The sequence below is a fragment of the Nocardioides scoriae genome (assembly GCF_900104965.1).
Classification (GTDB): domain Bacteria; phylum Actinomycetota; class Actinomycetes; order Propionibacteriales; family Nocardioidaceae; genus Marmoricola; species Marmoricola scoriae.
Window position 1 is genome coordinate 3,173,635 of record NZ_LT629757.1, and the last position, 15,254, is coordinate 3,188,888.

General features: G+C 73.9%; 8 protein-coding genes. 5 read left to right on the plus strand and 3 right to left on the minus strand.

Translation table 11 applies throughout. The features are described 5' to 3' along the window. Positions 1–32 precede the first annotated feature (32 nt). The 5 genes from BLU55_RS15050 to BLU55_RS15070 all read left to right on the plus strand — a co-directional run bounded on the left by BLU55_RS15050 (position 33) and on the right by BLU55_RS15070 (position 8,709). The gene (locus tag BLU55_RS15050; RefSeq protein WP_091731298.1) at positions 33–3,371 is read left to right on the plus strand and encodes a UvrD-helicase domain-containing protein; all 3,339 of its coding nucleotides are present in this window, start codon (positions 33–35) and stop codon (positions 3,369–3,371) included. Then, a complete protein-coding gene (gene recD, locus BLU55_RS15055) occupies positions 3,368–5,188 on the plus strand; it encodes an exodeoxyribonuclease V subunit alpha (RefSeq protein WP_091731301.1) in 1,821 nt (606 codons plus the stop codon). Before BLU55_RS15050 ends, recD begins: the two co-directional genes overlap by 4 nt. Next, positions 5,185–6,807, plus strand: coding sequence for a choline-sulfatase (gene betC, locus BLU55_RS15060; protein ID WP_197681009.1), 1,623 nt, complete (start codon positions 5,185–5,187; stop codon positions 6,805–6,807). The genes recD and betC overlap by 4 nt, the downstream gene beginning before the upstream one ends. Positions 6,808–6,988: 181 nt before the next feature. After that, on the plus strand, positions 6,989–8,026 hold the full coding sequence (locus BLU55_RS15065) for a CE1758 family FMN-dependent luciferase-like monooxygenase (protein ID WP_091731303.1): 1,038 nt from the start codon (positions 6,989–6,991) through the stop codon (positions 8,024–8,026). After that, positions 8,023–8,709: a CE1759 family FMN reductase gene (locus tag BLU55_RS15070; protein ID WP_231916901.1), complete on the plus strand. Its 687-nt coding sequence runs from the start codon at positions 8,023–8,025 to the stop codon at positions 8,707–8,709. Before BLU55_RS15065 ends, BLU55_RS15070 begins: the two co-directional genes overlap by 4 nt. 103 nt (positions 8,710–8,812) lie before the next feature. Here BLU55_RS15070 and treZ read toward each other — a convergent pair whose 3' ends face one another. The 3 genes from treZ to glgX are packed head-to-tail and all read right to left on the minus strand — an operon-like array spanning position 8,813 to position 15,221. Then, entirely contained in the window at positions 8,813–10,618 is a 1,806-nt protein-coding gene (treZ, locus tag BLU55_RS15075) for a malto-oligosyltrehalose trehalohydrolase (RefSeq protein ID WP_091731305.1), read from the minus strand. Next, the gene (gene treY / locus BLU55_RS15080; RefSeq protein ID WP_091731307.1) at positions 10,618–12,993 is read right to left on the minus strand and encodes a malto-oligosyltrehalose synthase; all 2,376 of its coding nucleotides are present in this window, start codon (positions 12,991–12,993) and stop codon (positions 10,618–10,620) included. The genes treZ and treY overlap by 1 nt, the downstream gene beginning before the upstream one ends. Further along, positions 12,990–15,221 (minus strand): glycogen debranching protein GlgX, encoded by a 2,232-nt coding sequence (gene glgX, locus BLU55_RS15085; protein WP_091731310.1) that lies wholly within the window; start codon positions 15,219–15,221, stop codon positions 12,990–12,992. The genes treY and glgX overlap by 4 nt, the downstream gene beginning before the upstream one ends. Positions 15,222–15,254: the final 33 nt, after the last annotated feature.

Below are 15,254 nucleotides of genomic sequence, written 5' to 3' on the forward strand. Positions count from 1 at the left end.
GCTCGGCCACGGGCCCGACGACGGATGCGCCGGTGCGCGTCGCGCCCACGCCCTTCGACCCGCTCGGCGAGCTGCCGACCGGCACCGCGCTGCTCGAGGCCAGCGCCGGGACCGGCAAGACCTGGGCCGTGGGTGCCCTGGTCACGCGCTACGTCGCCGAGGGCCGGGCCCGGCTCGACGAGCTGCTCGTCATCACCTTCGGACGCGCCGCCAGCCAGGAGCTGCGCGAGCGCGTCCGCGAGCAGCTGGTGGCCGCGGAGCGTGCGCTCGCCAACCCCGACGCGGCGCGGGCGTCCGGCGGGCTGGCCGGCCTGCTGGCCGGTGCCGGCGAGGAGGAGGTGGCGCTGCGGCGCGAGCGGCTGCGCCAGGCGCTGGCCGACTTCGACGGCGCCACCATCGCCACCACCCACCAGTTCTGCCAGCAGGTGCTGCGCTCGCTCGGGGTCGCCGGTGACACCGACACCGGCGCCGAGCTGGTCGAGACGCTCGACGACCTGGTGGTCGAGGTCGTCGACGACTTCTTCCTGGCCCGCTACGGCGACCTGGCCAAGCCCCCCTTCACCCGCGAGGTGGCGCTCGGGGTCGCCCGTGTCGCCACCGGCGACCCCCAGTCGCTCCTCGTCGCCGAGGGCGCGGAGGGCTCGCCGGCGGTGGAGCGGCGCGACTTCGGCGAGGCGGTCCGTGCCGAGCTCGAGCGCCGCAAGCGTCGCCGCGGCGTCCTGTCCTACGACGACCTCCTGTCCCGACTCCGCGACGCGCTGCGCCACCCCGACTCCCCGGCGCGGGCGCGGATGCAGCACCGCTGGCACACCGTGCTGGTCGACGAGTTCCAGGACACCGACCCCGTGCAGTGGCAGGTGCTCGACCTCGCCTTCGGTGGCGTGGCGACGATGGTGCTCATCGGCGACCCCAAGCAGGCGATCTACGCCTTCCGCGGGGGCGACGTCGTCACCTATCTCGATGCCGCCGGCACCGCGGTCGAGCACCGCACCCTGGCCACCAACTGGCGCAGCGACGCCCCGCTGGTCGACGCGCTGCAGGCGCTGCTCGGCGGGGCCGAGCTCGGCGACCCCCGCATCACCGTGCACCCGGTGGCGGCCCACCACGCCGACTCGCGGCTGACCGGTGCCCCGCGCCCGGCGCCGCTGCGGCTCCGGGTGGTCGGCGGCCCGTCCGGGGAGACCGGGGCGGGGACGCTCTCGGTCGACGCCGCCCGTCGTCACGTCGCCACCGACCTGGCCGACGACGTCGCAGCGCTCCTCGGCTCGGGTGCGCGACACGACGGCGAGCCGCTCCAGCCCGAGCACCTCGCCGTGCTCGTCTACAGCCTGCGCCACGTCGAGCTGTTCCAGCGGGCGCTGGCCGCCAAGGGCGTCGCGTCGGTGGTGCACGGCGGCAGCAGCGTGCTGCTGACCGAGGCCGGCCGCGAGTGGCTGACCCTGCTCGAGGCGCTGGAGCAGCCCCACCGCGCCGCGCGGGTCCGGTCGGTCGCGCTCGGCCCCTTCGTCGGCCTGACGCCCGCCGCCCTCGACGCCGGCGGGGAGGACGTCACCGACGAGGTCGGCGAACGGGTGCGCCGCTGGCTCGACCTGGTCCGGGCGCGCGGCATCGCCGCGGTCCACGAGGCCGTGGTGGCCGACGGTCTCGCCGAGCGCGTCCTGGCGCGGCCCGACGGCGAGCGGCTGCTCACCGACCTGCACCACCTCGGTCAGGTGCTTCACGACGTGGCCCACCGCGAGGGCCTCGGGGTCACCGGTCTGCTGGAGTGGCTGCGCAGCGAGCGCCGGGCCGCGGTCGGCAGCAACGCCCGCACCCGACGCCTCGACACCGACGCCCGAGCGGTGCAGCTGGTGACGATCCACGCCAGCAAGGGCCTCCAGTACCCCGTCGTCTACCTCCCCCTGGCCTTCAACAAGTGGGTGCCCGACGACGAGGTGCCGCTGTTCCACGACGCCGAGGGTCACCGCACCCGCGACGTCGGCGGCACCCGCGACGGTCGCTCGGTGCGGCGCCACCGCGAGGAGCAGGCCGGCGAGGAGCTGCGGCTCACCTACGTCGCCCTGACCCGGGCCCAGAGCCAGGTGGTCGCCTGGTGGGCGCCGACCCGCGACAGCGTCAACGCCGGCTGGTCACGGCTGCTGCTCGGTCGCACGCCCGGCAGCCCGACGGTCGCGACCCGGCTCGACGCGGTGCCCGGTCCGCGCGAGGCGCGCCAGGCCTTCGAGCGCTGGGAGCAGGCCGGTGCGCTGGTCGTCGAGGACTCCGTGCCCACCGGTGCCGCGGCGCTGCCGCCCGACGGGGCCACCCCCCGCCTCGACGTACGCCGGTTCGACCGCGACGTCGACACCGACTGGCGCCGCACCTCCTACTCCGGACTGATCCGCGCCGAGGAGCAGGCCGCGACCACGGGCACCGACGGCGCCACCACCGAGACCGAGCCCGAGCTGGCCGGCACCACCGACGAGCGCGACGGGGCCGACGACGACCTGCCCGCCACCCCCGCGGCACCCCGGGCGGGCGAGGACGACCTGCCCTCGCCGATGGACGGCCTGCCGGCCGGGGCGACGCTGGGCTCGCTGGTCCACGGCGTCCTCGAGCACGCCGACCCGGCCGCCCCCGACCTGCTCGCCGAGCTGGAGCTGAGGGTGGAGCAGGAGCGCCGCTGGTGGGCGGTCGAGACGCCGACCCCCGAGCTGGCGCAGGCGCTGCTGCCGTCTCAACACACGCCGCTCGGTCCGCTGGTCGGCGACCGCACCCTGGCCGAGATCGGGCTGCGCGACCGGCTCCGCGAGCTCGACTTCGAGATCCCGCTCGCCGGCGGCGACCGGCCCGGGGCGCAGGTGCCGCTCTCGGCGATGGCCGACGTGCTGCGGCGTCACCTGCCCGCCGACGACCCGCTGCGGCCCTACGCCGACCGGCTGGAGGCGCCGGGGCTCGGCGACCAGTTGCTGCGCGGCTACCTCAGCGGCTCGATCGACGTGGTGCTGCGGGTCGGCGAGGGGGCCGAGCAGCGCTTCGTGGTCGTCGACTACAAGACCAACCGGCTGGGCGAGCCGGGGGCTCCGATCAGGGCGCTGGACTACGCCCCGGCCGCGCTGGACGCTGCGATGCTGCACTCCCACTACCCGCTGCAGGCGCTGCTCTACTCCGTGGTGCTGCACCGCTACCTGCGGTGGCGGCTTCCCGGCTACGACCCCGAGGTCCACCTCGGCGGCATCCTCTACCTCTACCTGCGCGGCCTCTGCGGGCCCGAGACCCCCCGCGTGGACGGCGTGCCGTGCGGCGTCTTCAGCTGGCGGCCGCCGGCCGCGCTGGTGGTCGAGCTCTCCGAGGTGCTCGACGGCCGTCCGACCCCGGGAGGTCCGCGATGACCGCCGTCACCACCACGAGCCCCTGGGCCGACCCGGGCGACCGCCGTCGCGTGCTCGGCGCCACCGGGCTGCTGGCGCGCTTCAACCACCCCGAGGTGCTGGCCGCCGCCGACGTCCACGTCGCCCAGCGGCTGGGGTCGCTCGCCGAGGAGACCGACGACGAGGTGCTGCTCGCCGTCGCGCTCGCCGTCCGCGCGGTGCGCACCGGCTCGGTGTGCCTCGACCTGGCGACCATCGGGGCGCTGCCGCTGGAGGACGACCTCGAGCTGCCGTGGCCCGAGCCGACGGCGTGGACCGCGGCGGTGGGGCGCAGCGCCCTGGTCGCCCAGCAGCTGCTGCGCCTCGACGGGACCCGCCTCTACCTCGACCGCTACTGGCGCGAGGAGGGCCAGGTCTGCGACGACCTGGTCGCACGCGTGCGCCGTGACCCGCCCGAGGTCGACGCCGCGCTGCTCGAGGCCGGGCTCGAGCGGGTCTTCCCGGGCGAGGGGTACGCCGAGCAGCGCGACGCCGCGCGTGGCGCCGCCGTCCGCTGGACCACCGTGCTCACCGGCGGTCCCGGCACCGGCAAGACCACCACGGTGGCCGGACTGCTCACCCTGGTCGCCGAGCAGCACGAGCTGCTGACCGGACGGCCGCCCCGGATGGCGCTCAGCGCGCCGACCGGCAAGGCGGCGGCGCGGCTGCAGGAGGCCGTGCAGGAGGCGACCGAGCGGCTCTCGCCGGGCGACCAGCAGCGCCTCGGCGTGCTCCACGCCTCCACGCTGCACCGGCTGCTGGGCTGGCGGCCCGACAGCCGGGTGCGGTTCCGCCACCACCGGGGCAACCGGCTGCCCCACGACGTGGTGGTCGTCGACGAGACCTCGATGGTCTCGCTGACGATGATGGCCCGCCTGCTCGAGGCGATGCGGCCCGACGCCCGGCTGGTGCTGGTCGGCGACCCCGACCAGCTGGCCTCGGTGGAGGCCGGAGCCGTCCTGGCCGACCTGGTCGCGGGCCTCGAGGACAGCGAGAGCTCCCCGGTGGCCGCGCTGCGTCGGACGCACCGCTTCGGTGCGCGCATCGGCGCCCTCGCCGACGCGCTCCGCACCGGCGACGGCGACGCGGCCCTGGCTCAGCTGCGCGCCGGGGGCGGCGAGGTCGAGCTGGTCGACGCCGCCGACGAGGCGGCGATGACGCGGTTCCGAGACGAGGTCGCCGACGTGGCGGTCGAGCTGCGACGCACCGGCGAGGCGGGCGACCGGTCCGGCGCGCTGGCGGCGCTCGGCGGCCACCGGCTGCTGTGCGCCCACCGCGAGGGCCCCTACGGCGTCGGCGGCTGGAACCGCCTGGTCGAGCGGCTGGTCGCCGAGCGCACCGGCGTCACCCACTACGACGAGTGGTACGCCGGTCGCCCGATCCTCGTCACCGCCAACGACTACGACCAGCTGCTCAACAACGGCGACATGGGCGCGACCGTCCGCGACGGGGACGGCCGGCTGCGCGTGGTCGTCCAAGTCGGTGGCGCCACCCGCGAGCTGGCCACCAGCCGGCTGGCCGGGGTGGAGACGGTGCACGCGATGACGGTGCACAAGTCGCAGGGCTCCCAGGCCCGGGTGGTGAGCGTGGTGCTGCCCGACGAGCAGTCCCGGCTGCTCACCCGCGAGCTGTTCTACACCGCCGTGACACGGGCCCAGGAGCGCGTGCGGGTGGTCGGCACCGAGGCCGCGGTGCGGGCCGCGGTCTCGCGCGAGGTGCAGCGCGCCAGCGGGCTGCGCGAGCGGCTGCGTGCCGCGCTGGCGGAACCCCCCTCCGGAGGTGTCACACTCCGGGAGTGACCGTCCCTCCTGCCGCGGGACCGCCCGCGGACCGCCCCAACGTGCTCGTCGTCATGTTCGACCAGGTCGCTCCCGACGCGCTCGGGTGCTACGGCAACGCTGCCGCGCGCACGCCGACCATCGACCGGCTGGCCCGCGAGGGCGTCGTGTTCGACGCGGCGTACTCCAACAGCCCGCTGTGCACCCCGGCCCGCTACTGCATGATGACCGGCCAGCTGCCCTCGGCCACCCGCGGCTACGACAACGCGGCGTACCTCGCCAGCACGGTGCCGACCTTCGCCCACCTCGCGCGGTCGGCGGGCTACCGGACGGTCCTCGACGGCAAGATGCACTTCGTGGGGCCCGACCAGCTCCACGGCTTCGAGGAGCGGCGCACCACCGACATCTACCCCGCCGACTTCGGCTGGACGCCCGACTGGCTGCAGCCCGACGAGCGGATCGACTGGTGGATGCACAACATGGACGCCGTCACCCAGGCCGGCGTCGCCGAGGTCACCAACCAGCTGCTCTTCGACGACGAGGTGGGCCACCAGGGCGTCCGCGCCCTGCAGGAGCTGGCCCGCGACGACGACGAGCGGCCGTGGCTGCTGGTGGTCTCCTTCACGCACCCGCACGACCCCTACGTCACGCGGTCGCGCTACTGGGACCGGTTCGAGGGCGTCGACATCCCGATGCCCCGGCTGCAGGCCGGCGACGTGGCGCTGGACCCGCACACCGCCCGGCTGCGCCACATCAGCGCGATGGACGAGGTGGAGATCACCGAGCGCGACGTGCGCCGGGCCCGCCGCGCCTACTACGGCAACGTCGCCTACCTCGACGACTGGACCGCCCGGCTGCTCGAGACGATGGACGGCCTCCAGGTCCGCGACGACACCGTGGTGGTGGTGCTGGCCGACCACGGCGACATGCTCGGCGAGCGCGGGCTCTGGTACAAGATGAACTTCTTCGAGGGCTCGGCGCGCGTGCCGCTGATCATCCACAGCCCGCAGCGGTTCGCGGCCGACCGGGTGCCCGCGCCGGTGTCGCTGGTCGACGTGCTGCCCACGCTGACCGACCTGATCGGGGAGGGCGTGCCCACCATCGGCGACCTGATGATGCCCGGCCGCTCGCTGCTGGACCTGACCCGCGCGCCCCACGAGGAGGCGGGCCCGCCGCAGGATCGGGAGGTGGTCGGCGAGTACATGGGCGAGGGCGCCGTCGCCCCGATCGTGATGATCCGGCGCGGCACCTGGAAGTTCGTGCACTCGCCCGTCGATCCCGACCAGCTCTACGACCTCGCCGACGATCCGGACGAGCGGGTCAACCTGGCCGACGACCCGGCGTACGCCTCGCGGGTGAGCCAGCTGCGCACCGAGGTCGCCGCGCGCTGGGACCTCGACGCCGTCCACGCCGACGTCCTGGCCGACCAGGCGCGACGACGCCTCGTCGGGCACGCGCTGCGCCAGGGCACGGTCACGCCGTGGGAGTACGACCCGCCCGGGGACGGCCGGCAGCTCTACATGCGCAACCACCTCGACCTCAACGAGGTCGAGCGTCGGGCCCGCTATCCCCGGCCCACCGAGGTGCCCGACCGGTTCCTGGATCCCGACGCCGCTCCCCACACCGCTCCGACCTCGTAGACGCGCGGACACAAGTCCGGTCAGCCCCGGTCCTCCAGGCGGGCGGTACGGCGCGCCGCGGGACTTGTGTCCGCGCGTCTGCGGACCTCGGGCGCCGTCGGCTCGACGGCGACCGGATCGTGGAATAGGGTGACGTGTCACGTAGTTGACCCCTCAACTACCAAGCACGTGGAGGCACATCATGGAGTTCGGCATCTTCACCGTCGGCGACGTCACCACCGACCCGACCACCGGCAGGACGCCCACCGAGCACGAGCGGATCAAGGCGACGGTCGAGATCGCGAAGAAGGCCGAGGAGGTGGGCCTCGACGTCGTCGCCGTGGGCCAGCACCACAACCCGCCCTTCGTGGCCAGCTCCCCGACCACCACGATGGCCTACATCGGCGCGCAGACCGAGCGCATCAAGCTCTCCACGAGCACGACGCTGATCACCACCACCGACCCGGTGCGGATCGCGGAGGACTACGCCACGCTCCAGCACCTGCTCGACGGCCGGATGGACCTGATGCTGGGCCGCGGCAACACCGGTCCGGTCTACCCGTGGTTCGGCCAGGACATCCGTCAGGGCATCCCGCTGGCGGTCGAGCACTACGCGCTGCTCCACCGGCTGTGGCGCGAGGAGGACGTCGACTGGCAGGGGAAGTTCCGCTCCCCGCTCCAGGGCTTCACCTCCACCCCGCGCCCCCTCGACGGTCAGGCACCGTTCGTGTGGCACGGCTCGATCCGCAGCCCCGAGATCGCCGAGCAGGCGGCGTACTACGGCGACGGCTTCTTCTCCAACCACATCTTCTGGCCGGCCTCGCACACCGCGCGGATGGTGCAGTTCTACCGCCAGCGCTTCGAGCACCACGGCCACGGCCGGGCCGAGGACGCGATCGTCGGTCTCGGCGGCCAGGTCTACATGGGCCGCACCAGCCAGGACGCCGTCCGGGAGTTCCGGCCCTACTTCGACAACGCCCCGGTCTACGGCCACGGCCCGTCGCTGGAGGACTTCACCCGCCAGACGCCGCTCACGGTCGGCACCGTCGACCAGGTGGTCGAGCGCACGCTGTCCTTCCGGGAGTACGCCGGCGACTACCAGCGCCAGCTCTTCCTGGTCGACCACGCCGGCCTGCCGCTGAGCACGGTGCTGCACCAGCTCGACTTCCTCGGTGAAGCCGTCGAGAAGCTGCGCGCCGAGGTCGACGACACCCGGGCCACCGCCGGGAGCGCGGCGTGAGCGCCCCGGTCCCGCTGCGGCCGCCGCTGCCCGCCGGCCACGACGTGCGCCGGGTCGCGGTCGTCTCCGCCGGCCTGTCGGACCCCTCGTCCACGAAGCTGCTGGCCGACCTCGTCGCCGGCGCGGTGCAGCGGCTCGGGGGCGAGCGCGACCTCGACGTGGAGGTGACCCACGTCGAGCTGCGCGCCCTGGCCCACGGCCTGACCGACGCGCTGCTCACCGGCTTCGCCAGCGGCGAGGTCGCCGCTGCGCAGGCAGCGGTGGCGTCGGCCGACGCCGTCGTGGCCGTGACCCCGGTCTTCAGCGCGTCCTTCAGCGGGCTGTTCAAGACCTTCTTCGACGTCCTGGAGCCCGGCACCCTCGACGGCGTGCCCGTGCTGGTCGCGGCGACCGCGGGCACGGCCCGCCACAGCCTGGTCCTCGACCACGCGCTGCGACCGCTGTTCGCCTACCTCCACGCCGTGGTCCTGCCGACCGGGGTGTTCGCCGCCAGCGAGGACTGGGCCGCGGGCGAGGACACCTTGCCCGGCGACGGCCCGCAGGCGCTGCGCAGCCGCGTCGAGCGCGCCGCGGGCGAGCTCGTCGACCAGCTGGCCGGCGTACGACGGGGACCGGAACGGCTCGACCAGTTCGACCGCGACGTCGCCGCGATGGGCTCCTTCGAGGACCTGCTCGACCGCTGAGGCCGGCACCCGGGTGGACCCGACGCGTCGGCCCGGCTGGTGGCGCTGCTGGACGTCCTTTTCGGCTGCTGGACGTCTGTTGCAACAGACGTCCAGCAGCTGATCACCCGGACGTCCGGGTGATCAGCGCACCACCGTGCCCGGGGACGACGAGCCGCCCACCCTCCACCGTGACGCCCGAGGGGGTCTCGAAGGCGACCGTCGCGGTGGGGTCGAGCGCGAGCTCGGCGGGGGAGTCCCCGAAGTTGACCACCAGCAGGGTGTCGCCGCGGCGCAGCGTGAAGACCCGCGACTCCTCGTCGGCCGTGCACGAGACCGACCCGAACGCCGGGTCGGTCAGGGCCGGGAGCTCGCGCCGGAGCCGGCCGAGGCGGCGGTAGGCGTCGAGCACGACCGCGTGGCGGCCGGTCCCGAGCTCGGACCAGTCGAGCTTCGAGCGCAGGAACGTCTCCGGGTCCTGGGGGTCCGGGACCTCCTGGGTGCCCCAGCCGTGGCTGGCGAACTCCGAGCGGCGACCGTTGCGCACCGCCTCGGCCAGCTCGGGCTCCGGGTGGGAGGTGAAGAACTGGAACGGCGTCGAGGCCGCCCACTCCTCGCCCTGGAACAGCATCGGGGTGAAGGGGCCGGCGAGCGTCAGCAGCGCGGCGCAGACCAGCTGGTCGTCGTCGAGCGTCGCGGCGAGGCGGTCGCCGGTGGCCCGGTTGCCGACCTGGTCGTGGTTCTGGTTGGCCACCACCAGGCGCCAGGTCGGCATCGCGGCCGTGTCGACCGGGCGTCCGTGGCGACGACCGCGGAAGGTCGACCAGGTGCCGTCGTGGAAGAACCCGCGCTCGCACACCTTGGCCAGCGCGGCCAGCGGCTCGAAGTCGCCGTAGTAGCCGCTCGTCTCGCCGGTCAGCGCGACGTGGACGGCGTGGTGGAAGTCGTCGCTCCACTGGCCGTCCAGCCCGCGGCCGCCGGCCTCGCGCGGGGTGACCATGCGGGCGTCGTTGAGGTCGCTCTCGGCGACCAGCGTCAGCGGGCGGCCCAGGTGGGCGCTCAGCGCGGCCGTCTCGACCGCCATCTCCTCGAGCAGGTGGGTGATCGAGGTGTCGCCCAGGGCGTGCACCGCGTCGAGCCGCAGCCCGTCGACGTGGAAGTCGCGCAGCCACGTCCGCACGTTGTCGAGCACGTAGCGGCGCACCTCGTCGCTGCCCTCGCCGTCGAGGTTGAGCGAGGAGCCCCAGCTGTTCTGCCCGGTGGCGTGCAGGTAGGGCCCGAACACCGGGAGGTAGTTGCCGGAGGGTCCGAGGTGGTTGTAGACGACGTCCTGGACCACGCCCAGGCCGCGGGCGTGGCAGGCGTCGACGAAGCGCTGGTACGCCGCGGGGCCGCCGTACGGCTCGTGGACGGCGAACCACAGCACGCCGTCGTAGCCCCAGTTGTGGGTGCCGTTGACGGCGTTGACCGGCAGCAGCTCGACGAGGTCGACCCCGAGGTCGACGAGGTGGTCGAGCCGCTCGATCGCGCTGTCGAGGGTGCCCTCGGGCGTGAAGGTGCCCAGGTGGAGCTCGTAGACGACCGCGCCGGCGAGCTGGCGCCCGGTCCAGGCCTGGTCGGTCCACGCGAAGTCGCCGGCGTCGAAGGTGCGGGTCAGCCCGTGCACCCCGTCGGGCTGCCACTGGGAGCGAGGGTCGGGCTTGGGGGTCTCGTCGTCGTCGACGAGGTAGCCGTAGTCGACCGAGCCGCCGGTCACCGGCTGCTCGGGGGTCCACCAGCCGTCGTCGCCCCGGGTCATGGCCAGCGTCTGCTCGACGCCGTCCACCTCGGGCAGGCGGACGCGCAGCCGCACCCGCTCGGCGTCCGGCGCCCAGACGTCGAAGCGCCCCCGGTCGACCGGACGTGCACCGGTCGGGCTCGTCGAGACCATCAGTCCTCCTTGACCAGCACCGCCACGGGCAGCGCGTGGAGCAGGTCGCCGAGCGCGACCTGACCGTCGTACGTCGGGCCGGCGGGGTCGAGCGCGTCGCGCCAGGTCCCGATCGGCAGGGTCAGGGTCGTGCCGCGCCAGCCGCCGGACGCGGCCAGGCCCAGCGGCAGCCGCGTGGCCACCGTGAGGGCGCCGCCCCGGCCGAAGGCCAGCGCGTGCTCGGCGGCCTCGCCGGTCGCGGCGAGGGGCAGGTAGGAGTCGAACAGCTCGGGCCGGTCGCGACGCAGCCGCAGCGCGGTCGCGGTCACCCACAGCTTGGCCACGCCCTCGTCGTCGGGGCCCGAGGGCGCCGACGGGGCGGCGGTCGCGCCGTCGAGCGAGGCCAGCAGGGCGGCGCGCCGCTCGAAGTCGACCGGGCGCCGGTTGTCGGGGTCGACCAGGCTCTGCTCCCACAGCTCGCTGCCCTGGTAGACGTCGCACACGCCGGGCGCCGTGATCGCGACGGCCTTGGCCGCCAGCGCGTTGCTCCACCCGGCGTCGGCGAGGTCCGCGACGAGCGAGGTCACCAGGCGGTGCGCCTCGGGGTCGTCCAGCGCGGCGTCGACCGCCCGGTGCACGGCCCGCTCGTAGTCCTCGTCGGGGTCGGTCCAGGTGGTGCGGTCGCCCGCCTCGCGCATCGCCTTCTCGGCGTACGCCGACAGCCGCTCGCGCAGGTCGGACGGCAGCTCGCCGTCGACCCGGGCGGGCCAGGCGCCGACGACGGCCTGCCACAGCAGCTGGCCGAACCCCTCGTCGGGCACCGGGGCGATCGCGAGCAGCTGCGTGAGCGTCTGCTCCCAGCGCTCGGGGACCTCCGCGAGGGCGGTGATCCGCGCCCGGGTGTCCTCGCCGCGCTTGGTGTCGTGGGTGGTCAGCGTGGTCATGGCGTGCGGCCACGCGGCCTGGCGCACCGCCATCGCCTCGTGCCACTGCTCCGGGGTCACCGACCAGGTGGCCGGGTCGCCGCCGACCTCGTTGTGGGAGGTCAGGCGCGAGAAGCGGTAGAACGAGCTGTCCTCGACGCCCTTGGCCATCACCATGCCGCTGGTCTGCTGGAACCTCCGGGCGGCGTCGCCCTCGGGGTCGCGCAGCACCGGCGCCAGCTCGCCGAGCACGCCGGCGAGGTCGGGTCGACGGCGGTGGGCCTCCTCGAGCGCGTGGTCGAGGTGCTCCGAGCCGAGCGGCAGGTAGGAGCGGTAGACGCCGAAGCAGGCGAGCAGCTCGGCGACGGCGTCCTCGAGCTGCTCGGGCGTGGCCGGGAGCAGGTCGGGCAGCTCGCGCACGATGCGGCGGGTCTCGGCGAGCAGGCTGCCGGTCGCGACGTCGCGCTTGCTCGCGTGCACCAGCTCGGCGAAGACCTCCGCGCCGTCGGGGCCGGTGCCGCGCAGCCGCGCCTCGAGGGCGTCGAGCGGTGCCCGGCCGGCGGGGTCGGTGAGGACCCGGTCGAGCAGGCCGAGGACGTCGTAGCCGGTCGTGCCGGCGGTCGCCCACGAGGTGGGCAGCTCCTCGCCGGGCTCGAGGATCTTCTCGACCAGGACGTAGGCGCCGCCGGTGAGCTGGGCGAGGTCGTCGAGGTAGGCGCCGGGGTCGCGCAGGCCGTCCGGGTGGTCGACCCGGAGCCCGTCGACCAGGCCCTCGTCGAACCAGCGCCGGACCTCGAGGTGGGCGGTGCGGAAGACCTCGGGCAGCTCCACGCGCACGCCCGCGAGGGTGGTGACGGTGAAGAAGCGGCGGTAGTTGAGCTCGGAATCGGCGCGGCGCCAGCTGACCAGCTCGTAGTGCTGGCGCTCGTGCACGGCCATGACGTCGTCGCCGTCGGCCGCGGTCCCGGGGGCCAGCGGAAACCGGTTGTCGTGGTAGCGCAGCTCGCCGTCGCGGACCTCGAGGTGGCCGATCGGGCCGCCGTCGGTCGGCAGGTCGTCGTCGCCGAGCACGGGGATCCGCAGCCGGCCGAGGCCGAAGTCCCAGTCGACGTCGAAGCTGGCGGCGTACGCCGACTCCTGGCCGTGCTGGAGCAGGTCCCACCACCAGGGGTTCTCGACGGGGGTCGCCACCCCGACGTGGTTGGGCACGACGTCGACGAGCACGCCCATGCCGAGCCGGTGGGCCTCCTCGGCCACCAGCGCCAGGCCCTCGGGCCCGCCCCGCGACGCATCCACCCGGGTGGGGTCGACGACGTCGTAGCCGTGGTCGCTGCCGGGCTCGGCCTGGAGCAGCGGGGACAGGTAGACCCAGTCGACCCCCAGGTCGTGCAGGTAGGGCAGCAGCCGGGCGACCGCGGGCAGGTCGGTGTCCGCGGTCACCTGCACCCGGTAGGTGCTGGCGGGCGTCCTCACAGCAGCGACCCGGCCTGCTGACCGGGGCCGGCCAGCGGGGCGTTCTCGCTGGTGTCGATGTTGCTGGCACCGCCGCCCTGGACCGCCAGCGACGCCGCGACCGAGTGGTCGGGCTCGCGCTCGGGCTCACGGTGCTCGCGCAGCACCAGCACGGACCGCTCGTGCAGCTCGACGGTGTCGCCGGCGGCGTAGGAGCGGCCGTTGTCGGCCACCCCGCCGGTGTCGACCACGACGTCCCAGGCCTGGGCGTACTCCTGCGGCGGGAGGGTCAGCGTCACGGGCTCGCCGACGTTGAAGAACAGCAGGAAGTCGTCGTCGACGACCGGGTTGCCCCGGGAGTCGCGACCGGCGATGCCGTCGCCGTTGAGGTACATCCCCACGCTGCGGCCGCTGTCGTCCCAGTCGCCGTCCTCCATGACGCGGCCGTCGGGGTGCAGCCAGACGATGTCGTCGAGGCGCTCGCCGTCCTTGACGGCCTCACCGGTGAAGAACTGCTTGCGGCGGAAGGTGGGGTGCCGCAGCCGCAGCCGGATCAGGGCGGCGGTGAAGTCGATGAGCGGCTTGTCGGCCTGGTCCCAGTGCATCCAGGAGATCTCGGAGTCCTGGGCGTAGGTGTTGTTGTTGCCGTCCTGGGAGCGACCCATCTCGTCGCCGTGCAGGATCATCGGCACGCCCTGGCTCAGCAGCAGCGTGGCCAGCACGTTGCGCTGGTCGCGGGCCCGCAGCGCCCGCACCTCCGGGTCGTCGGTCGGGCCCTCGGCGCCGTGGTTCCAGGACCGGTTGTGGCTCTCGCCGTCGTTGTTGTCCTCGCCGTTGGCGTCGTTGTGCTTCTCGTTGTAGGACACCAGGTCCTTGAGCGTGAAGCCGTCGTGGGCGGTGACGAAGTTGATGCTGGCGAAGGGGCGCCGGCCGGAGTTCTCGTAGAAGTCCGAGGAGCCGGCCAGGCGCGAGGCGAAGTCGCCCAGGTCGGGCTCGCCGCGCCAGAAGTCGCGGACGGTGTCGCGGTAGGCGCCGTTCCACTCGGTCCACTGGGGCGGGAAGTTGCCGACCTGGTAGCCGCCGGGGCCGACGTCCCAGGGCTCCGCGATCAGCTTGACCTGGCTGACGATCGGGTCCTGCTGCACGAGCTCGAAGAAGGTCGCGAGGCGGTCGACGTCGTAGAACTCGCGGGCCAGCGCCGCGGCCAGGTCGAAGCGGAAGCCGTCGACGTGCATCTCGGTCACCCAGTAGCGCAGCGAGTCCATGATCAGCTGCAGCGAGTGCGGGTGGCGCACGTTGAGGGTGTTGCCGGTGCCCGTGTAGTCCATGTAGTACTGCTGGTCGTCGTCGACGAGGCGGTAGTACGCCGGGTTGTCGATGCCCTTGAAGCTCAGCGTCGGGCCCAGGTGGTTGCCCTCGGCGGTGTGGTTGTAGACCACGTCGAGGATCACCTCGATGCCCGCCTGGTGCATCGACTTCACCATCTGCTTGAACTCCTGGACCTGCTGGCCCAGGTCGCCCGTCGCGGCGTACGACGCGTGCGGGGCCAGGAACGCCAGGGTGTTGTAGCCCCAGTAGTTGCGCAGGCCCTTCTCGAGCAGCGTGTTGTCCTGGACGAACTGGTGGACCGGCATCAGCTCGATGGCGGTGATGCCGAGCCGCTTGAGGTGGCTGGTGACGGCGGGGTGCGCCAGGCCGGCGTACGTGCCGCGCAGCTCCTCGGGCACGTCGGGGTGCAGCTGGGTCATGCCCTTGACGTGGGCCTCGTAGATGACCGACTCGTTGTAGGGGATCGACAGCGCGCGGTCGCCCTCCCAGTCGAAGAAGGGGTTGATGACCACGCCGTGGGTCATGTGCTCCGCGGAGTCGTCGTCGTTGCGCGACTCGGGGTCCTCGAAGTCGTAGCCGAACAGCGACTGGTCCCAGTCGATCTCGCCGGCGGTCGCCTTGGCGTAGGGGTCGAGCAGCAGCTTGCTGGGGTTGCACCGCAGGCCGTTGGCGGGGTCCCAGGGGCCGTGCACGCGGTAGCCGTAGCGCTGGCCGGGCTGCACCGTGGGGAGGTAGCAGTGCCACACGTAGGCGTCGACCTCGGTCAGCTCGATGCGGGTCTCCTGCAGCGCGCCGCCGGCCTCGACCTGGAACAGGCACAGCTCGACGCGCTCGGCGACCTCGCTGAACAGGGCGAAGTTGGTGCCGCTGCCGTCGAACGTCGCCCCCAGGGGGTACGCCTTGCCGGGCCAGATCTCCACGTGGTGCTCCTCGTTGCGGGGGTCGTTAGATCG